The sequence below is a fragment of the Rhizobium sp. BK275 genome, assembly GCF_014193555.1.
Taxonomy (GTDB): domain Bacteria; phylum Pseudomonadota; class Alphaproteobacteria; order Rhizobiales; family Rhizobiaceae; genus Rhizobium.
Map to the genome: position 1 here is coordinate 486555 of NZ_JACHZL010000001.1, position 18501 is coordinate 505055.

The window sequence follows — 18501 nt, forward strand, 5'->3', positions numbered from 1 at the left end:
CCGTCAATTCCAGTGGCTTGAGGGGCGCAGGTGCATGCTTCCGGAGAGGATTTCGCCGGGTTGCAACACCTTCAGCTCGCCGAGATCAGGCAGGTTATGTCCATTGGCCAGATGGGTCATAGGCTCGAAGCAAAAGTAGTCGCGCTTAAAGCCTGGATCGAAGGTCGTGTCCGACACGAATACAAAGGCGTGCTTGAAGATTGCGTCAGCGGTCAGATGCAGCGATGTGTGCCACTCCGGCCACGCTATAAATGCCTCGCCGCTCCAATCCTCGAAACCGTTGTTGACCCATCGATGAGGCAGCTTCGCTGGCGAACTGAAATCAAGGTCTGGCGGAATTTCGGTTTGCTCACCCGGCAGCCAACCTTCCACTTCCGTCCAGAATTTCCGGGCAGGCGCGAGCAACGTGGTGTTGGGCGTCATCGGAAAATAGGGATGCCAGCCCAGCCCGAACGGCATGGCTCGTTCACCACGGTTTTCGACCGTCAGCGTCATCGTCAGACCCTCCTCACTTAGAGCAAAGTGCTGATGCGCCCGATATTCGTATGGGGTTGCGCCGCCCCGGTGGGTAAAGCTCATCTCGACCAAGGTGGGCGTTTGTCTTCCCAGCGACCACTCCGCTTGCCAGCCTTCGCCGTGCAGATAATGCTTGTCCCACTCGGTGTTCGGCCTGAACTGGTAGTCATTGCCATCGAAGGAAAACCGGTTGTCCTTCACCCGATTGCCGAATGGCACGAGCGGATAGCAGGACGATCCCAATGCATTTGCGTCGTCCGACTGGCTGGGGCGTAACAGCGGTACTTTCCCGATACCAACGTCCCGCCAAAAGCCGAGCAAAAGCCCGCCCTTCGTCGAGACGCGAAGCGAAAGCGGACCAGCTGCGAGGTTGATTACCGACATGGGCTCAACCCTTGTTGCGCGACACGCTGCGCTTGATCGCCTGAATATTGGCAAGCACCGCGATAACGATGATCAGGCCACGGACGACCTGCTGGAAGAAGGGATTGATCCCCAGCAAGACGAGGCCGTTTCCAATGAGGGTAATGACCAACACGCCCAAGAGCGTACCGAGCATTGATCCCCGCCCTCCCGACAGCGAGGTACCGCCGACAACGACTGCCGCGATGACGTCGAATTCGAGGCCGGTGGCTGCGGTCGCATTGCCTGACCCAAGGCGCGACACCAGCAGAATGCCCGAGATCGCTGCCATAGCACCGGCAATCGCGAAAAGCGTAACGCGGATCTTCGATACGCTGATACCGCTCAGGAACGCTGCATGCGCATTGCCGCCAATCGCGAAGACCGACCGTCCAAACGCAGTCTTTCGGCTGATGAATGCAAAGACTGCGAACAACACCAGCATAATGATCGCCGCAGGCGGGATGCCGAGGACCGAGCGATCCAACGCGTCCAAGGTGTCGTTTCGACCAATCGAAACCGGAAGCGCGTCCGTCACAAAGAGAGCCGTCCCGCGCAATGCGCTCCAAAGGCCCAACGTCCCGACAAAAGACGGAACATCGAAATACGCCCGCAATGCTCCTGCGATAGATCCAAGCAGTGCGCCGACGACAATCGCAAGCGCAAATGCAATCGGAGTGGGAACGCCCCACTGAAGAAAAAACGCCAGGACCACGGAGATGAAAGCCACCATCGGTCCGACGCTGACATCAATCTCACCGGCGATGATGATCAGCGTTGCTGCCCATGCAGCAATACCGATTGTCGCCGCATCGCGGAGGATGTTGATCTGATTGTTGAAGGACAGAAAGCCATTCGCCGTCGATGTGAAGACGATGTAGAGTACGACAATTGCAACGAACAGGCTGAGTTCGTTCATGTGTTGAGAGAAGTTGAAGCCGGATTTGTTCGAGGTCCGGGCGGAAGTGGGCTTTGCAGCCTGGTCGAGTGACATCGCGTGTCTCCCTCAATGTCCTGCGATGCAGGCTGCCATCAAGGCGTCCTGATCGATGTTCGGTGATTTGAACTCTTCCTGCAGCGTCCCGTCACGAAGCACGAGAACCCGATCGCAGACGAGAGGCAGTTCCTCAATCTCGCTCGAGACGAAGATGATGCTGCGCCCTTCGGCGGCGAGCTGACGGATGATTGTGTAGATTTGGGCCTTGGCCTCGACGTCAACGCCACGAGTGGGCTCATCGAGAAGAAGGACGCGACTGTTGGCGTAAACCCAACGACCAATGACGACCTTCTGCTGATTGCCGCCTGATAGCGTGCCGATAGGAGTATCTGTCCGCGCCGTCTTGATATGCAGTCTCTCGATGACTTTGCGCGTGGCTTCTGCGATCAATCTGGAGGAGAGAATGCCATTCCTGCTGACACCCGAAAAATCCGTCGACAACGTGTTCTCATCGACCCCAAGGAGCGGGACAATCCCCTCTTCCTTGCGGCTTTCCGGCGTGTATCCGAAACCACGGGATATCATTTTCTTATAGTGACCGGGCGCCACCGAAACCCCGTCGACAAGCACGTTGCCGTGGTCCTGCATTTGGACACCCATAATCGCTTGCAGAAGCTCGGTACGGCCGGAACCAAGCAGACCCGCAATGCCCAGAACTTCCCCTGCCTTGAGCGAAAAGGAGATGGAGGCCAGTTTAGGGGACAGAGCAAGGTCCTTTACTTCGAGAACGGTCTGTCCCTGGCTTCTGTTTTCGAGTGCGGCCGTCTGAGACGCTTCAGACCCAAGCATAAGCCGGACAATCTCACGCGTGTCGGCACCCTTTACGTCCACCGTTTCGATAATGCGGCCATCGCGCATGATCGTCGCCGAGTGCGCGATCTGGCGAATTTCGTTCATCCGATGACTGACGTAGATGACCGCAATGCCGTCGGAAGCGATCCGTTTGACGGCCGCCATCACCTTCTCGGCCTCAGCTGCAGCGAGCGAGCTCGTTGGCTCGTCCAGGATAACAAGCTTGGGTTTGCCGAGCAGTACGCGGGCGATTTCCAGCAGCTGGCGTTCAGCCGGGCTTAGGCTCGCCACCAGGGAATTGGGCGGCCGGTCCAAACCAAGCCGGCCCATCGCCTCGGAAGCCTCGGCCTCCATATTGGCGTACTGGATGACACCTCCTTTTCGCGGCCAGCGCCCGAGGAAGAGGTTTTCGGCAAGCGACATTCCCGGCACCAGGCTAAGCTCCTGGTAGACGACACGCACTCCCTTATCGAAAGCATCTTGAGCCCGATTTGAGCCTGAGTAACGGAGTTCCTCGCCATCAACCGTGACGCTTCCGGTGTCTGGCACTTCGGCTCCGGTCAGGAGCCGGATGAGGGTCGATTTGCCAGCGCCGTTTTTGCCTAGAAGGGCTCTGACCTCGCCTGCCGCGACTTCAAAAGTTGCGTTGTCCAGGGCCAATACGCCCGGATACTGGCGGGTGCATCCCTTGATTGACGCGATTGAGTGGCGAGCAGCCTCAACCGAGCGCGATATCTGAGTCATGACATTATCCACCGATGAGAAGACGCCGCCAGTTTCCTGGCGGCCTCGATTGCTTGTCTCGTCAGACGACATGCCTCACGGAATACCGTCGGCGTGCGCCTTGAGCCAAGCCTTGCCGTCGTCGGACGACTTGTAGAGATCGATGTCGTACGGAACCTTGATCCCCTCCGGCGGCTGGCCATCGATCGACTTGATCGCCTGTGCGAGCGCCAGCTTACCGAGGCCCTGGCCCGAAATGTCTACGACTGCCTTGATGACGGTGAAGTCTGCAAGTTCCTGAGCGATCTCCGTGGTCATATCGCCACCAAAGACGACAACCTTGCCAGTCTTGCCCTGACTCTTGACGGCACGAGCAGCACCAAGCGTAGCACCACCGGCTTCACCGAAGAACGCATCGATATCGGGGTTGGACGAAAGCATCGTGCTCGCGACGGAAACCGCCTTGTCGAGGATAGCGCCTTCCTGGTTCGCAACGATCTGAGCGCCCGGAATCTTGGCCTTCAGCGCTTCCTCGAAGCCCTTGCGGCGGGTAACGCAGACTTCGACGAATTCGCAGTTGAGAACAGCGATTTTCGGCGCGTCCTTCTTCTCGGCGATGAAGTAATCGGCAGCCGCATCACCGAGTTTATGCCCGAAATCATAGGGGTCGCCGACGGCATAGGCCGAGATGTATTCCTTCATGTCGGCGTCGTTCAAGCACGTGTTGTAGCAGACGACCGGGATACCAGCTTCATGAGCGCGACGAATTGCTCGGTAGGAGCCGTCAGCGGAAACCGGCGAAACGATGATCGCCTGTACGCCGGACGAAATCAGCGAATCGATGAAAGAGGATTCTTTGCTCACATCCCCTTGCGCATTGGTCTCAACGATATCGAGCTTCCGACCGGCGTCGTTCGCGCCGGTTTGGATGCCTTTGCGGACACCAGCGTAGAAGCCTTGCGCATCCATGTAGATGGCACCAACTTTGAGATCTTTGTCCTGGGCATAGACCGGCGTGACAAACGCGGCGCTGAACGTGCTTAGCGCCAAGACGGCAGCTTGCTTGATGAGCTTCATCGCTCCCTCCCTATTGATTGCAGAAAATCATTGAACTCGGGCGTGCCGGGCTCATGCAGACGAGCAAACAATATTATGGGTACGATTAATGTCAATATAAATACGATTTATTTTTTTATAAGTGTGGTTTTTTCAGCTAGTTTCGTGCTAGTTGAGTATGATTAGGAACGAGCGGAAATGAACCGGCAGTCACCGTGAAAGAGTGGCGTAAAACGAGGAGTTCAGGGGAAAATGATGCGAACCGATAGAAAGTTGACTGAGAGTGGAGAGGAGATTGCCGGTCGTGGAAAACGCTCGGTCCGCGAAGCGTTGCTCACGCAACTCGTCGAGCAGATCGTCTCGGGAAAACTGCCGGAAGGTTCGACGCTTCCTAACGAAGCGGACCTAACTGAAAAGTTCGGGGTCAGTCGTACAAGCCTACGTGAGGCAATGCAGTATCTTGTGGCTCTGGGAATGACCCGCTCCCGCACGCGAGCGGGGACGACTGTCCTCCCACGCGAGAATTGGAACTATCTGGATCCGCTTGTCCTGGACGTGATGTTGTCCATGGGCGGCGATGAAGCCTTCTACACATCATTGATCGACGCACGACATCTGCTGGAGCCTGCAGCCGCGGCGCAGGCGGCCACGAACGCCACGGCCAAGCAGCTGGCACGCATCGCACAGGCCTACGAAGACATGGTCGATGCCAATGCCCGCGACAACGAAGAATGGAGCCGGGCAGATTTGGATTTTCACACCGCGATTATCAATGCCAGCGGCAACTGGGTCTACCGGCAGTTCGCGACTGCTATTCGGGCTGCTTTGCTCGCCAGTTTCCGTCTCACAAATCGTGCCAGCCAGTCTCACGAACAAGCTCTCGATAAGCATCATATCGTCCTTGATGCTATCCGGATGAGAGATCCGGACGCTGCGCGCAAAGCGATGGAGGCGCTCATCGGCGTTGCACGAGCAGAGATCACTGACGCCTTGAGATCCAGCAAGCCCGGATAAGATTATTTTCAGCTTCTGGCGTCCCCCGAAATTTGCGCTCGCCCACAGTGCGCATCCGTTTGAGATTAAACGACTTCGCCGGCACTGGTTCCTCCACCAGCAGCCTGCTGAGACCGCTGGTCAGGTTTTACCAGCGGGCGTATACTCTTTACGCGTGCAGCTTTCGGTCCCATGGCCCCGTTGTTCGCGGGTGTCCATTCTGATCGTTGCTGTCCGCAGCAAGATCGGGGGAACTGTCATGACACGTTTTATGACGCATTTTCATGTGATCGCGGGAGGTAAAGCGAACGCGGCCTACCCGAACGTGCGTCGCATCGGCGCGGCCGATGTCGTTGCGGCTCTGCGTCAGGGGCTGGCTGATTTTTGGGACAAGCCGTCGCACTACGTCTTTCTTTGCCTGGTCTACCCCGTGGCGGGTCTCGTCATCGCGCGGTGGACATCGGGCGCCAACATGCTGCCGCTGCTTTTTCCCCTGATGTCGGGCTTTGCCCTCCTCGGTCCGTTCGCCGCACTCGGTCTCTATGAAATCAGCCGCCGGCGGGAACTCGGTCTCGATACCTCCTGGCAGCATGCGCTCTCGGTCAGGCATTCTCCTGCGATGCCGGCCATTCTCGTCATCGGCGTCATGCTGGTCGCGATCTTCGTGGGGTGGCTTTTCACGGCGCAGGAGCTCTATGTCGGCCTGTTCAGGCCCGAGCGGCCGGAATCGCTGTGGAGCTTCTTCAACGAGATCTTCACCACCGAGCGAGGCTGGCGGCTGATCCTTTACGGCAATGCCGTCGGTTTCGTCTTCGCTCTTGTCGTGCTGTGCACCACGGTCATCGCCTTTCCCCTTCTTCTCGATCGCGATACGGGCGTGGCGGCGGCGATATATACGTCGATCAAGGCCGTGGCCACCAACCCTATCGAAATGGTGCTCTGGGGCCTGATCGTCGCGGTGCTTCTCGCCGCCGGTTTTGCCTTGTTCTTCGCCGGTCTCGCCATCGTCATCCCCGTGCTAGGACACACCACCTGGCATCTCTATCGCAAGGTCGTGGAACCCGCAGCAGCCTAGGGGGCCACGGGCGGGCGCTAAGTAAGCATCCGGGAAGCCAGCGGCCTACAAATTGTCCGTGGAGTGCTTCTTGCCTGCAAGGCTGGTCGTTGTGCGATCCAAAAAAATAAGCACGCGAGTGGTCAGTAGAGCGGTCGCATCCGCATCATAGGACGACAGCGAGCTGTCGGCGAAGTAGTGTTGATCGCCGGGGTACAGGAAAAGCTCCGCGTCCTCGACCTTCTCTACGATCTCGCGGGCGGCGTCGATGTCCCCCTCGCCGACAAAGACCGGATCGTTGTCCATACCGTGAATCTGGACCGGCACGCCGTCCGGCCAGGGTCCGAAGGCCCACTCGCCACTGATCGGCAGGCAGGAATAGAAGAGCAGAGCCCCGCGCGCTCCGGGCCGCGTCTGCGCCAGCTTCTGTGCCGGCAGCACGCCAAATGAGAACCCGGCATAGACAAGTCCGGGAGGCAGTTCATCGGCGACGCGGACGCCGCGCTCCCTCATGGCGTCGAATCCGATCTCACCAATATAGGCGAGCCCTTCTTCGATGCTTGGAAACGTGCGTCCCTCGAAGAGATCAGGCGTGTGCACGATATGGCCGTTTGCCCCGATGGCGTCGGCGAACGCGCGCACACCCGAGGTCAGCCCCTGTGCGTGATGGAACAACAAGACCTCGGCCATACAAAACTTTCTCCCGATGATCGCTATCTACGGCGCCGCACCAAAGAAGGCGAGCCGGGTGAAGATCGTATAGTCCGCTTCCGATACCATGAGTGCCACGAAAACCAACACCAATAGCGGCGGCAGCAGGATGGCATAGACCAGCGCCAGCCGTTCCCAGGCCATGTGCATGAAGACGGCGACGATCAGGCCGGCCTTCAGCATCATGAACAGCAGGATCAGCGTCCACCTGAGATAGCCCTGGATGCCGAGATAATCGACCATATAGGAAAAGGCGCTGAGCACGAAGAGCAGACCCCAGACCAGGAGATAGAGCCGGATCGGATGCTGCTGTCCGGTATGTGCTTGAACATGTGCCAGTTGGGTTTGCGCATGCGCCGTTGTCTCGCTCATAACGACCTCACCACAAATAAAAGAACGCGAAGATGAAGACCCAGACCAGGTCGACGAAGTGCCAGTAGAGGCCCATGATCTCGACGGCCTCGTAGCGGCCTTTCCGGCTGGTGAAGAAACCGCGCCGTTCCACGTCGAAATCGCCCCGCCAGACCTTGCGGGCGATGATCAGCAGGAAGATGACACCGATAGTGACATGGGTGCCGTGAAAGCCCGTTATCATGAAGAAGGTTGATCCGAACTGTGCCGCCCCCCATGGGTTTTCCCAGGGGCGCACGCCTTCGGTGATCAGCTTCGTCCATTCGAAGGCCTGCATGCCGACGAAGGTCGCCCCGAGAAGTGCTGTCAGCAGCATCAGTATTGCTGTGGTGCGGCGTTCGCGGCGATAGCCGAAATTGACCGCCATCGCCATGGTGCCGCTGCTCGAGATCAGCACGAAGGTCATGATCGCGATCAGGATCAGCGGCACATCCTGGCCGCCGATATGGAGCGCGAAGACTTCGCTCGGATTGGGCCAGGGGACCGGCGTCGACATGCGGGCGGTCATATAGGCGATCAGGAAACAGCCGAAGACGAAAGTGTCGCTGAGCAGAAATATCCACATCATCGCCTTGCCCCAGGAGGCGGTCTTGAAGGCGCGCTGATCCGAGCTGAAATCGGCCGCGACACCGCGAAGACCTGCCAGCCTGAGGCCGGGCTCGCCATGTGTCTGGACAGGATGTGCCATCTGCAAATCTCCTAGTTCAGTAATGTGCGGCAGAGATCGACGAAATCATTCGCCCAACCGGCAAAGAGTGCAAAGAGCAGGAGCCAGACGGCGAGCATGAAATGCGAATAGATGGCCGAGAGATCGACGCTGAGCTGCAATCTCTCCAGTTGAACGTCGGCTGAAAATGCCCTTACCGTCGTGTGCGCGAGCACAGCAAGCCCGCCGAGAATATGCAGGCCGTGCAGGCCGGTCAGCATGTAGAAGAAGCTGTTGGCGGGATTGTCGGCAAGCACATAGCCTTCTGCCGTAAGCTCCCGCCATGCCTGGATCTGCCCGACGAGAAAGAAGACGGCAAGCGCAAGCCCTGTCACAAGCGCCGGCCTCAGGCTTTCCATGCGACCGTGCCGCGCTTCCCGTTTAGCCCATTGCAGCGCGGCGCTGCTCAAGGCGAGTGCCGCGGTGTTCACCCAGAGGAGGCGCGGAACCGGCGTCCCCCACCAGTCGGCAGAGGCCATGCGCATGAAATAGGCGCTGACGGCGAGGCTGAAGATCGCTCCGACGACGCCGAGAAACACGAAAAGACCGATCTTCACCGCCGGCACCGGTGACCGCTGCCGCTCGGCGTCGTCATGAGCCGGCAGCTGCACCGAGCCGGTTTCGAGCCAGGGCTTCGAGGTCAGCCGCTGCCCGGCCAGCCACCAGATGATGATGGCGCCGATTGCGGCCAGGAAGATCAGCATGACATTCATGCCGGAACCTCCCGTGTGACGCCGCCGCTTGCCGGTACATTCTGCGGGATGAAATCCTCGGCGGCGCCCGGCACGCTGTAGTCATAGGCCCAGCGGTAGACGACAGGCAGGTCCTTGCCCCAGTTGCCGTGTGCCGGCGGCGTCTCCGGCGTCTGCCATTCGAGCGTCGTTGCCCGCCATGGATTGCCGCCTGCCTCCCTGCCCCGCAAAAGGCTCCAGACCAAATTGAACAGAAAGACCATCTGAGCCGCCCCGACGATCAGCGCCATGACGGTGATGAAGATGTTCAGCGTATGGGCCGAAGGCGGAACGAAGGCAGTCTCTCCCATCTCGAAATAGCGGCGCGGCACACCAAGAAGGCCGAGATAATGCATCGGAAAGAAGATCGCATAGGTGCCGAGGAAGGTGATCCAGAAGTGGATATGGCCGAGCACGTCGTTCAGCATGCGTCCCGTCACCTTCGGATACCAGTGATAGATCGCCCCGAAGATGACGAGGATCGGCGCGACGCCCATGACCATGTGGAAATGCGCGACGACGAACATCGTATCCGACAGCGGCACATCGACGACGACATTGCCGAGGAACAGGCCCGTCAGGCCGCCATTGACGAAGGTGACGATGAAAGCGAGCGCAAAGAGCATCGGCAGCGTCAGGTGGATGTCGCCGCGCCAGAGCGTCAGCACCCAGTTGTAGACCTTGATCGCCGTCGGGACGGCGATGATCAGCGTCGTGGTGGCGAAGAAGAAGCCGAAGGCCGGGTTCATGCCGCTGACATACATGTGGTGCGCCCAGACGACGAAGCTGAGCGCGCCGATGATCACGATCGCCCAGACCATCATGCGATAGCCGAAGATGTTCTTGCGCGCATGCGTACTGATCAGGTCCGAAACGATACCGAAGGCAGGCAGTGCCACGATATAGACCTCGGGATGGCCGAAGAACCAGAACAGGTGCTGGAACAGGATCGGGCTGCCGCCGCCATGCTGCAGCTGCGTGCCCATTTCAATGATGGCAGGCATGAAGAAGCTGGTGCCGAGCAGGCGGTCGAACATCATCATGACGCAGGCGACGAAAAGCGCGGGAAAGGCGAGCAGCGCCATCACGGTCGCGGTGAAAATGCCCCAGACGGTGAGCGGCATGCGCATCAGCGTCATGCCGCGCGTGCGTCCCTGCAGCACGGTCACCACATAGTTCAGGCCGCCCATGGTGAAGCCGATGATGAAGACGATCAGCGAGGTGAGCATCAGCAGGATGCCCCAGTCCTTGCCGCCGGGCGTGCCTGACAGAACCGCCTGCGGCGGATAAAGCGTCCAGCCGGCCCCTGTCGGGCCGCCGGGGACGAAAAAGCCCGCGACCAGGATCAGCACCGCGACAAGATAGATCCAGTAGCTCAGCATGTTCGCATAAGGGAAGACCATGTCGCGCGCGCCGACCATCAGCGGAATGAGGTAATTGCCGAAACCGCCGAGGAACAGCGCGGTCAGGAGATAGATCACCATGATCATGCCGTGCATGGTGATGAACTGGTAATAGTGATCGGCGTCGATGAAGGCGAAATAGCCGGGAAAGGCAAGCTGCAGCCGCATCAGCCAGGAGAGCACCAGCGCCACCATGCCGATCGAGATCGCGGTGACCGAATATTGCACGGCAATGATCTTGGCATCCTGGCTGAACACATATTTCGTCCACCAGCTTTTCGGATGATAAAGCTCGACATCCTCGACTTCGGCGGAGGGGATGCTGCCGGATGGAATCTCGACCATGATCTCTCTTCCCTTTTCTTCCCAGTCTGCGGCCGTCTTTCCCGCCGGTTCAGTTTGCCGGCGGCGGCGCTCCCGATGACGCCGTCAACTGGGTGAATGTCTGCTGCTGCCCGAGCCAGGTCTGGTAGTCCGCGTCGTTGTCGACGATGACGGTTCCGCGCATCTGCGGATGGCCGACGCCGCAAAGTTCAGCGCAGAGAATCTCGAAGGTTCCCGTCCGTGTCGGCGTGAGCCAGAAATAGGTGACCATGCCGGGGATCATGTCCATCTTGGCGCGGAATTCCGGTACGTAGAAATCGTGGAGCACATCGACGGAGCGCAGCAATATGTGCACCGGCTTGCCGATCGGCAGGTGCAGTTCGCCGCCCTCAATAATGATGTCGTCGAGGCCGCTTGCGTCGTTCTTGTCGAGGCCGAGCGGGTTCTCGGCGGTAACATCACGCGTCTCCGCGCGGCCAAGCTTTCCGTCAGCACCCGGCAGGCGGAAGCTCCACAGCCATTGCTGGCTGACGACCTCCACCGATGCAGCATCGGCAGGCACCGTGATGAACTGTTTCCACACGATGAGGCCGGGCGCCAGCATGGCGGCGACACCGACCGCCGTTCCCGAGGCGAGCAGCACCTCCAGCCTGCGGTTCTCGGGCTCGTAATGCGCCCGGTTGCCCGGCTTGTGCCGGAAGCGGAACACGCAATAGGCCATGAAGGAAATCACAGCCACGAAGACGACGCCGGTGATCCAGAAGGTGATGATGAGCGTGCTGTCGATATAGCTCCAGTTGGACGCGATCGGCGTCCACCACCACGGGCTCAGCACATGAAACAGCACGGAGCCGACGACAACAAGGACGAGAACCAGCACAACAGCCATTTCCGCCCCTCCCTGGGCCGACCGACCGTAAAACCGCATTCTGCAAATATCGTGTTTATTATCGCACAGATGGAAAATATGGCAATTACGACGACTCGGAGCACTTCCGGAACGTCAGAAGTGCCTTTCGTCATAACCTGAAAACTGGACTGCGCCTGGAAGAAGCGCTGGAACGGGCGCCGTCACGCGACGCGCGACCTCTTGTTTGAACGTCTTTACGCCAGGGATCCACGTCACACGCGCCGTCCACTGACAAGTCAGCGCTCGCCGGACGTTCCGTTGCTCATCTCCGAGGTTTCGCATCGTTGTCGTCGGCCGATTGTTGCCGATGATCGTCAGAACATGTATCCGGTCCGCCGAAAGCCCAATCTGCAACACGCACCGCGGCCATCATTTGCCTCGTTGCCAACCAGCTGATCCGAATGACTGAGAATGCCATCATATGGAGTATTGCCGGGCTCACCGCGGCAGGCGTCGTTACCAGGCCATTCCGGTGGCCGGAGGCGATCTGGGCTGCTCTTGGGGCTCTTGTCCTGCTTGCCTTCCAGCTCATCGGGCCGGTCGATGCCTGGGCTGGGATCGCCAAGGGCATCGATGTGTATCTCTTCCTGATCGGCATGATGCTTTTGTCCGAGCTTGCCCGACGGGAAGGCCTGTTCGATTGGATAGCCGCCATTGCGACTTCGCATGCCAAGGGTTCTCCCAGGCGTCTGTTCGCGCTCGTTTATCTCGTCGGTCTCATCGTGACTGTTTTTCTCTCGAATGATGCGACGGCCGTCGTGCTCACGCCTGCTGTCTATGCGGCTTGCCGAGCGGCTCGGGTCCGGGACCCAATGCCCTATCTGCTGGTATGCGCCTTCATCGCCAATGCGGCGAGCTTTCTGTTGCCGATCTCCAATCCGGCCAATCTCGTGATCTTCGCCGGCGGCGAGATGCCGCCTTTGTCACGCTGGCTGTCGACATTCCTCCTGCCGTCGATTGTTTCCATCGTCGTCACTTTCGTCTGTCTTTACTGGACGCAGCGGCGCACTCTTTCGGAAGACAGGCTTGCCGCCAGTGCGGAGCGACCGGCCCTTACCCGCAGCGCCAGCCTTGCAGGTTGGGGAATCCTGGTGACGGCGATCATCCTCGTGACGGCGTCCGCCATGCATGCCGATCTTGGTGTGCCAACCTTTCTCGCAGGAACCATCACCACGGCACTTGTCCTGATGCTGACGCGGCAGAGCCCCGTCGAGACGATAAAAGGCATAAGCTGGAGCGTCTTGCCGCTGGTGGCGGGTCTGTTCGTGATCGTAGAAGCTCTCGATCGCACGGGCGTCACAGGGCTTCTCTCCGGCCAATTGGCCTCCCTCGCCTCGGCTTCGCAAGCACAGGCAGTCGGCGTGGCCGGAGTGTTCGTCGCCATCGTCTGCAATCTCGTCAACAATCTGCCGGCCGGATTGGTCGCCGGCAGCGCAGTCCAGGCGGCGCATGTCTCAGATAAGGTGGCGGGCGCTGTCCTGATCGGCGTCGATCTCGGACCCAATCTGTCGGTCACGGGATCGCTCGCAACGATCCTATGGTTGTCGGCACTCCGCCGCGAAGGCCTCCATATCAGCAGCTGGAGATTTTTGAAGCTTGGGACTGTCGTGATGTTCCCGGCGCTCATTCTGTCGCTGGCGTCCCTTATCCTGCTCTAACGGGCCGCCCGCACCAGGTCTGCCAAGCCATCTGTCTTTACGACATCAGGGGTCGGGCCTTATCGGCTCGACCCCTGAGAAGATTCGTCAGTTGCAGGCAGGACCGGACGAAGCTCCCGATACTCAATCAGAACTCCTCCTAGCTGTCTGCCGGACGGGCACCAGCGCCTGCCGCGACCTTCAGCTTGGGAGCCGCGTTGATGGATGAGGTGTGCAAGGACGGAGGCGCCATTGCTTGCTGTCGGCAACCATGACATTTGCCTTCAGGCTTGCCAGTGCTGCCAGTTGAGCCTTGGTATTGCCGCCGATCATTCCAATCATTTCGCTCCTTTCGAAGCCGTGGCTTCGAGTTGAAATTTCGAGCGATCGACGATTCAGCTGAACTCCATTTCTCGCATGTGCAAATATTTGCACATGCCGGTTGATGGTCGCTTAACGTTAATTTTGCGTATATCCACGCACGGGAAAGGCTTCAGCCAGCCTCGTGAAGTATTGCCGTCATTTGGAATACTGTTTGAGATAGGCGATGAGGTCCGTGATTTCCTTATCGTCCTTCAGGCCGACGAAGGCCATCTTCGTGCCTTTCACCTTCACTCTCGGATTGCGCAGATAGTCGCGCAACGTCGCCTCGTCCCACACGAGCCCGCCGTCGCCGGCTGCCTTCATCGAAGCCGAATAAGCGAAATCGGGATGCGTTCCGGCCTTTCTGCCGAGCACCCCGTTCAGCGACGGACCGACCTTGTTCGTATCGGAATCGACGATATGACAGGTCGCGCATTTCTTGAAAACAACGGCACCCGCCGTCGCATCGCCCTCCTGCGCCCCAGCGTTACCAGGGGAAAGGGCAATCACGGAAGTGGCGATCAGCAGTACAACACGATAGTCCACGGCAAACCTCATCCTCCTCAAGGTCGCCCAGCCACTCGCACCCTCCGCTGCCATTGCCGTGCGGAGTATGTTAGCAATGTTTGAACTTAGTCCTTCGCGGGTGCAAGTCAATCGGCTCCGCAATCCTGACGTCCGCGTGATCAAAGAACGGACCGACGTGCGTTCGCACCTGGCGGGTGCGCGCCCCCGCTCCCCGATGCGCCCGGCGTACCCGGGAAGGCGGCGAGCGATCCCTTTCAATGAAGTCCGTTCGCGCCAACTGCCTGGGATTTCGACAAGGATTTGCCAGTCCAGACCTCTATGATCTCAATAGGAGAGTGTTCGAGGACGCAAAACTAAACGTCAAGAATTTCGACGCCAATTCAACATATGTTGGTTTTCCCGAATTTTGCTGCATCGCACGTTTTGATGTGTTGAAGGAGGCGATTGCTTATCGGCGCATTTCTACTCCGATTAAAGCGGATAAAATCTTTTATAATCAATGTATTATAATTTTCGCTGACGCGATTTGGCAGTGCTGATTGACAATCGGATGGTAGAAGTGCTGCCTTGAATCGGCATAAGTGATTAAATTTTACAAATGCTGATTGCTGGGAGGGCAATCTTTCAAATCTGAAGTCGGCGGTCGCGGCGGCGTACTCGGCACCTTCTTTGCAATCATGCTGCTCCAGGTCCTGCGCAACATCTTCAACCTGCTCGGCCTCGGTTCGTTCTACCAGATGACCGTAACCGGCCTGATCATCGTCGCCGCCATCCTGCTCAATCGCTTCATCGACATTCGCCGAGGCCAGGCGTAAACCTGCCGGAAAAAATTGGACATCACAATGACAGAGCATTTTCCCCGTCCCGAAGGCACGCCCCTGACACCGGATTGGTTCGACAGATATGTCGTCAACCTCAGTGCAACCGAACGCCGGGCCGCGACGCTGCCGGCCCGTCGCACCGTCAAGAAGGAATGGCAAGCCGCCTGGCTGTTGCGCGCAATCACCTGCATCGACCTGACGACGCTCGCCGGCGACGACACCGAAGGCCGCGTCAAGCGCCTTTGCGCCAAGGCCAAGGCGCCGCTCCGCGCCGATCTCTTGGAGGGTCTCGGCATCGACAAGCTGACTGTCGGTGCGGTCTGCGTCTATCCAACCATGGTGCCTCATGCCGTCAAAGCTCTTGACGGCTCTGGCATCCCGGTCGCTTCGGTGGCCACCGGCTTCCCCGCAGGATTAATGCCGCTGCCGCTCCGCCTCGCCGAAATCCGCTATGCCGTCGAACAGGGCGCAAGCGAGATCGACATCGTCATCACCCGAGAACATGTGCTGAAAGGCGAATGGGCCGCGCTCTACGACGAGATCAAGGCAATGCGTGAAGCCTGCGGCCCGGCGCATATGAAATCGATCCTCGCGACGGGCGACCTCAAAACGCTGACCAATGTCTACCGTGCCTCGATGGTCGCCATGCAGGCGGGCTCCGACTTCATCAAGACCTCAACCGGCAAGGAAGACGTCAACGCCACGCTGCCGGTATCGCTGACGATGATCCGCGCGCTGCGCGACTATCACGACCGGACCGGCCAGATGATCGGCTTCAAGCCGGCTGGCGGGCTTAGAACCGCCAAGGACGCGATGAACTGGCTGATCCTGATGAAGGAGGAACTCGGCACGCGCTTCATGATGCCGGACCTTTTCCGCATCGGCGCCTCCTCCATGCTGGGCGATATCGAACGCCAGCTCGAACACCATCTGACCGGCCGCTACTCGGCCGCCAATCGCCACGCGCTAGCCTGAGGACTGACCATGCCTTCCATCAAGGACATTATGCAAACTATGGAATACGGCCCAGCTCCCGAAAGCAATTCCGAAGTCAAGGCCTGGCTCGAGGCCCGTGCGGCTGGCCTCGGCCAATACATCAAAGGCAGCTTCACTGCCGCCGAAGGCGAACTGATCGAGGTCGTCAACCCGGCGACCGAAGAAGTCATCGCACGCGTCGCCAAGGGCGGCGCGGCGGACGTTGACGCGGCCGTGCGCGCTGCCCGCGCTGCCTTTCCTGCCTGGTCCGGTCTCCCGGGACACGAGCGCGCCAAATATCTCTATGCGATCGCCCGCCACATCCAGAAGCGCGAGCGCTTCTTCTCTGTGCTGGAGACGATGGACAACGGCAAAACGATCCGCGAAACGCGCGACATCGACATCCCGCTCGTCGCGCGCCACTTCTACCACCATGCCGGCTGGGCCGAAATCGCCGACGACGCATTCCCGAACTACGTGGCCGTCGGGGTCTGCGGACAGATCATCCCGTGGAACTTCCCGCTGCTGATGCTTGCATGGAAGATCGCTCCGGCGCTGGCAGCCGGCAATACGGTCGTCATCAAGCCCGCCGACCTCACGCCGCTGACCGCGTATGCTTTCGGCGAAGTGCTGGACGAAATCGGACTCCCGCCCGGCGTGGTCAACATCGTCCACGGTGACGGCGAGACGGGCGCTGCGATCGCCGGCCATCCGGACGTCGATAAAGTGGCGTTCACCGGCTCGACCAATGTCGGCCGTATCATCCGCCGGCAGATTGCCGGCTCGGGCAAGAAGCTCAGCCTCGAACTTGGCGGGAAGTCGCCCTTCGTCGTTCTTGAAGACGCCGACCTCGATGCCGCCGTCGAAGGTGTCGTCGACGCGATCTGGTTCAACCAGGGCGAAGTTTGCTGCGCAGGGTCCCGTATTCTCGTGCAGGAAGGTGTCGCGCCGACCTTCTTCGGCAAGCTGAAGAACCGCATGCAGACGCTGCGCGTCGGCGATCCGCTGGACAAGACGATGGATGTCGGCGCGATCGTCTCGGCAAAGCAGTTCGCCCGCGTTAAGGGCCTTATCGCAAAGGGCGAGGAAGAGGGCGCGACCCTCAATTTGGCGCCGGTAAACCTGCCGTCGACGGGTTTTTTCTGCGCTCCAGGCTTCTTCACCGGAACGGCGCCCGCCCACACCGTCTCGCAGGTGGAAATCTTCGGGCCGGTCGCAACGAGTTCCACCTTCAGGACGCTGGACGAGGCGGTCGCACTGGCCAATGACACCCGGTACGGCCTTGCCGCATCCGTCTGGTCTGAAAATATCAACCGCGCGATCGAAGTGGCCGCACGGGTCAAGGCCGGCGTAATCTGGATCAACGCCACCAATATGTTCGACGCGGCAGCCCCCTTCGGAGGCTATCGGGAAAGCGGCTTCGGCCGCGAGGGCGGCCGCTCGGGCATGTACGAATATCTGAAGCCCGCAGGCGGAAAGGAGGGCAAGATGCGTCCGACGCCGGCGCTTCGCCCGCATGTCGCACCGCTTGGCGGCAAGGTTGAGCGCCCCGAGATCGACGTCACCGCGAAGCTCTACATCGGCGGCAAGCAGGTGCGCCCGGATGGCGGCCAGAGTTACACGGTTGTCGGCAAGGCCGGTCAGGCGATCGGCCAGGCTGGGCTCGCCAACCGCAAGGACGTCCGGAACGCAGTCGAGGCGGCGAACAAAGCGACCTCCTGGAGCGGTGTGACAGCGCACAACCGTGCCCAGGTTCTTTACTTCCTGGCCGAAAACCTCACGCAACGACGCGCCGAATTCGTCGCCGCGCTACAAGCGACCGGGGCAAGTGCCAAGCCCGAGGACGAAGTGGAGCAGACGATCTGCCGGGCCTTCTGGTATGCGGCTCAGGCCGACAAGTTCGACGGCGCCGTGACGGCAACCAAGTCCCGCCATGTGACAATGACCGTCAACGAGCCGTATGGAACGATGGGTATTGTCGCGTCCGACGAGGCGCCCCTTCTGTCGCTTCTGTCCCTCATTCTGCCGGCGATCACGCTCGGCAACCGGGTCGTCGCCATTGCGGCCCAAAGCCATCCGCTGGTGGCGGCGCGCCTCTACCAGGTATTCGAGACTTCTGACATTCCGGACGGCGTCATCAATCTCCTGACCGGCGAACGTGATGTGCTTGCCAAGACCCTTGCCGAACACGACGATGTCGCTGCACTTTGGTATTGCGGCAGCGAAGAAGGTTCCGCCATGGTCGAGACGGCCTCAGCAGGCAACCTGAAGAACACCTGGGTCGATCGCGGCCGGCTTCGCGACTGGCGCGATCCAAAGCAGGGCCAGGGGGCGGAATTTCTGCGCCGCGCCTGCCAGGTCAAGACGATCTGGTTACCCTACGGAGAATGAGCCAATGGGAAGGGGGGCGGCCCGCCCCCTCAACTGGTCGATTTCGACGGTGTCATT

General features: G+C 59.6%; 17 protein-coding genes. 6 read left to right on the plus strand and 11 right to left on the minus strand.

The features are described from left to right. Window positions 1-3 precede the first annotated feature (3 nt). The 4 genes from FHT82_RS02190 to FHT82_RS02205 are packed head-to-tail and all read right to left on the minus strand — an operon-like array spanning window position 4 to window position 4507. Entirely contained in the window at window positions 4-900 is an 897-nt protein-coding gene (locus FHT82_RS02190; protein ID WP_183725900.1) for an aldose 1-epimerase, read from the minus strand. Between the two features lie 4 nt (window positions 901-904). Beyond that, window positions 905-1912: an ABC transporter permease gene (locus FHT82_RS02195; protein WP_183725902.1), complete on the minus strand. Its 1008-nt coding sequence runs from the start codon at window positions 1910-1912 to the stop codon at window positions 905-907. Window positions 1913-1924: 12 nt separating this feature from the next. Further along, complete coding sequence (locus FHT82_RS02200; protein ID WP_246698029.1) at window positions 1925-3523, minus strand: sugar ABC transporter ATP-binding protein; 1599 nt, start codon at window positions 3521-3523, stop codon at window positions 1925-1927. A gap of 3 nt (window positions 3524-3526) precedes the next feature. Next, entirely contained in the window at window positions 3527-4507 is a 981-nt protein-coding gene (locus FHT82_RS02205; protein WP_183725904.1) for a substrate-binding domain-containing protein, read from the minus strand. A 231-nt stretch (window positions 4508-4738) separates the two neighbouring features. On the opposite strand from FHT82_RS02205, the gene FHT82_RS02210 reads away from it, so the two are divergent. Beyond that, entirely contained in the window at window positions 4739-5500 is a 762-nt protein-coding gene (locus FHT82_RS02210; RefSeq protein ID WP_246698030.1) for a FadR/GntR family transcriptional regulator, read from the plus strand. Window positions 5501-5750: 250 nt separating this feature from the next. Then, window positions 5751-6554 (plus strand): DUF2189 domain-containing protein, encoded by an 804-nt coding sequence (locus tag FHT82_RS02215; protein ID WP_183727220.1) that lies wholly within the window; start codon window positions 5751-5753, stop codon window positions 6552-6554. 45 nt (window positions 6555-6599) lie between these two features. On the opposite strand, the gene FHT82_RS02220 is transcribed toward FHT82_RS02215, so the two are convergent. From FHT82_RS02220 to FHT82_RS02245, 6 genes are read right to left on the minus strand one after another with little or no spacing between them, the layout of a single operon-like run. Continuing rightward, window positions 6600-7223, minus strand: a complete 624-nt coding sequence (locus tag FHT82_RS02220; protein WP_183725906.1) for a dienelactone hydrolase family protein — start codon at window positions 7221-7223, stop codon at window positions 6600-6602. Window positions 7224-7250: 27 nt separating this feature from the next. Then, complete coding sequence (locus tag FHT82_RS02225; RefSeq protein ID WP_183725908.1) at window positions 7251-7616, minus strand: cytochrome C oxidase subunit IV family protein; 366 nt, start codon at window positions 7614-7616, stop codon at window positions 7251-7253. A gap of 7 nt (window positions 7617-7623) precedes the next feature. Continuing rightward, the gene (locus tag FHT82_RS02230; RefSeq protein ID WP_183725910.1) at window positions 7624-8343 is read right to left on the minus strand and encodes a heme-copper oxidase subunit III family protein; all 720 of its coding nucleotides are present in this window, start codon (window positions 8341-8343) and stop codon (window positions 7624-7626) included. A gap of 11 nt (window positions 8344-8354) precedes the next feature. Continuing rightward, complete coding sequence (locus FHT82_RS02235) at window positions 8355-9074, minus strand: cytochrome c oxidase subunit 3 (RefSeq protein ID WP_183725912.1); 720 nt, start codon at window positions 9072-9074, stop codon at window positions 8355-8357. Then, window positions 9071-10840 carry a cbb3-type cytochrome c oxidase subunit I gene (locus FHT82_RS02240; protein WP_183725914.1) on the minus strand — a complete coding sequence of 590 codons (1770 nt, stop codon included), beginning with the start codon at window positions 10838-10840 and terminating at the stop codon, window positions 9071-9073. The genes FHT82_RS02235 and FHT82_RS02240 overlap by 4 nt, the downstream gene beginning before the upstream one ends. 49 nt (window positions 10841-10889) lie before the next feature. Further along, the gene (locus tag FHT82_RS02245) at window positions 10890-11708 is read right to left on the minus strand and encodes a cytochrome c oxidase subunit II (RefSeq protein ID WP_183725916.1); all 819 of its coding nucleotides are present in this window, start codon (window positions 11706-11708) and stop codon (window positions 10890-10892) included. Window positions 11709-12130: 422 nt separating this feature from the next. On the opposite strand from FHT82_RS02245, the gene FHT82_RS02250 reads away from it, so the two are divergent. After that, complete coding sequence (locus FHT82_RS02250; protein ID WP_183725918.1) at window positions 12131-13387, plus strand: arsenic transporter; 1257 nt, start codon at window positions 12131-12133, stop codon at window positions 13385-13387. Window positions 13388-13885: 498 nt separating this feature from the next. Here FHT82_RS02250 and FHT82_RS02255 read toward each other — a convergent pair whose 3' ends face one another. Continuing rightward, window positions 13886-14275, minus strand: coding sequence for a cytochrome c family protein (locus FHT82_RS02255; RefSeq protein ID WP_348647572.1), 390 nt, complete (start codon window positions 14273-14275; stop codon window positions 13886-13888). Between the two features lie 587 nt (window positions 14276-14862). Here FHT82_RS02255 and FHT82_RS02260 point away from each other — a divergent pair. The 3 genes from FHT82_RS02260 to FHT82_RS02270 are packed head-to-tail and all read left to right on the plus strand — an operon-like array spanning window position 14863 to window position 18444. Next, window positions 14863-15072, plus strand: coding sequence for a hypothetical protein (locus FHT82_RS02260; protein ID WP_246698031.1), 210 nt, complete (start codon window positions 14863-14865; stop codon window positions 15070-15072). A 27-nt stretch (window positions 15073-15099) separates the two neighbouring features. Then, entirely contained in the window at window positions 15100-16053 is a 954-nt protein-coding gene (gene deoC, locus FHT82_RS02265) for a deoxyribose-phosphate aldolase (protein WP_183725922.1), read from the plus strand. 9 nt (window positions 16054-16062) lie between these two features. Then, complete coding sequence (locus FHT82_RS02270; RefSeq protein WP_183725924.1) at window positions 16063-18444, plus strand: aldehyde dehydrogenase family protein; 2382 nt, start codon at window positions 16063-16065, stop codon at window positions 18442-18444. Window positions 18445-18501: the final 57 nt, after the last annotated feature.

What these genes read in the sequence shown, in the direction of transcription:
- FHT82_RS02190 (WP_183725900.1), bottom strand. Translation starts at nt 900, where the DNA reads ATGTCGGTAATCAACCTCGCAGCTGGTCCGCTTTCGCTTCGCGTCTCG.
- FHT82_RS02195 (WP_183725902.1), bottom strand. Translation starts at nt 1,912, where the DNA reads ATGTCACTCGACCAGGCTGCAAAGCCCACTTCCGCCCGGACCTCGAAC.
- FHT82_RS02200 (WP_246698029.1), bottom strand. Translation starts at nt 3,523, where the DNA reads ATGTCGTCTGACGAGACAAGCAATCGAGGCCGCCAGGAAACTGGCGGC.
- FHT82_RS02205 (WP_183725904.1), bottom strand. Translation starts at nt 4,507, where the DNA reads ATGAAGCTCATCAAGCAAGCTGCCGTCTTGGCGCTAAGCACGTTCAGC.
- FHT82_RS02210 (WP_246698030.1), top strand. Translation starts at nt 4,739, where the DNA reads ATGATGCGAACCGATAGAAAGTTGACTGAGAGTGGAGAGGAGATTGCC.
- FHT82_RS02215 (WP_183727220.1), top strand. Translation starts at nt 5,751, where the DNA reads ATGACGCATTTTCATGTGATCGCGGGAGGTAAAGCGAACGCGGCCTAC.
- FHT82_RS02220 (WP_183725906.1), bottom strand. Translation starts at nt 7,223, where the DNA reads ATGGCCGAGGTCTTGTTGTTCCATCACGCACAGGGGCTGACCTCGGGT.
- FHT82_RS02225 (WP_183725908.1), bottom strand. Translation starts at nt 7,616, where the DNA reads ATGAGCGAGACAACGGCGCATGCGCAAACCCAACTGGCACATGTTCAA.
- FHT82_RS02230 (WP_183725910.1), bottom strand. Translation starts at nt 8,343, where the DNA reads ATGGCACATCCTGTCCAGACACATGGCGAGCCCGGCCTCAGGCTGGCA.
- FHT82_RS02235 (WP_183725912.1), bottom strand. Translation starts at nt 9,074, where the DNA reads ATGAATGTCATGCTGATCTTCCTGGCCGCAATCGGCGCCATCATCATC.
- FHT82_RS02240 (WP_183725914.1), bottom strand. Translation starts at nt 10,840, where the DNA reads ATGGTCGAGATTCCATCCGGCAGCATCCCCTCCGCCGAAGTCGAGGAT.
- FHT82_RS02245 (WP_183725916.1), bottom strand. Translation starts at nt 11,708, where the DNA reads ATGGCTGTTGTGCTGGTTCTCGTCCTTGTTGTCGTCGGCTCCGTGCTG.
- FHT82_RS02250 (WP_183725918.1), top strand. Translation starts at nt 12,131, where the DNA reads ATGACTGAGAATGCCATCATATGGAGTATTGCCGGGCTCACCGCGGCA.
- deoC (WP_183725922.1), top strand. Translation starts at nt 15,100, where the DNA reads ATGACAGAGCATTTTCCCCGTCCCGAAGGCACGCCCCTGACACCGGAT.
- FHT82_RS02270 (WP_183725924.1), top strand. Translation starts at nt 16,063, where the DNA reads ATGCCTTCCATCAAGGACATTATGCAAACTATGGAATACGGCCCAGCT.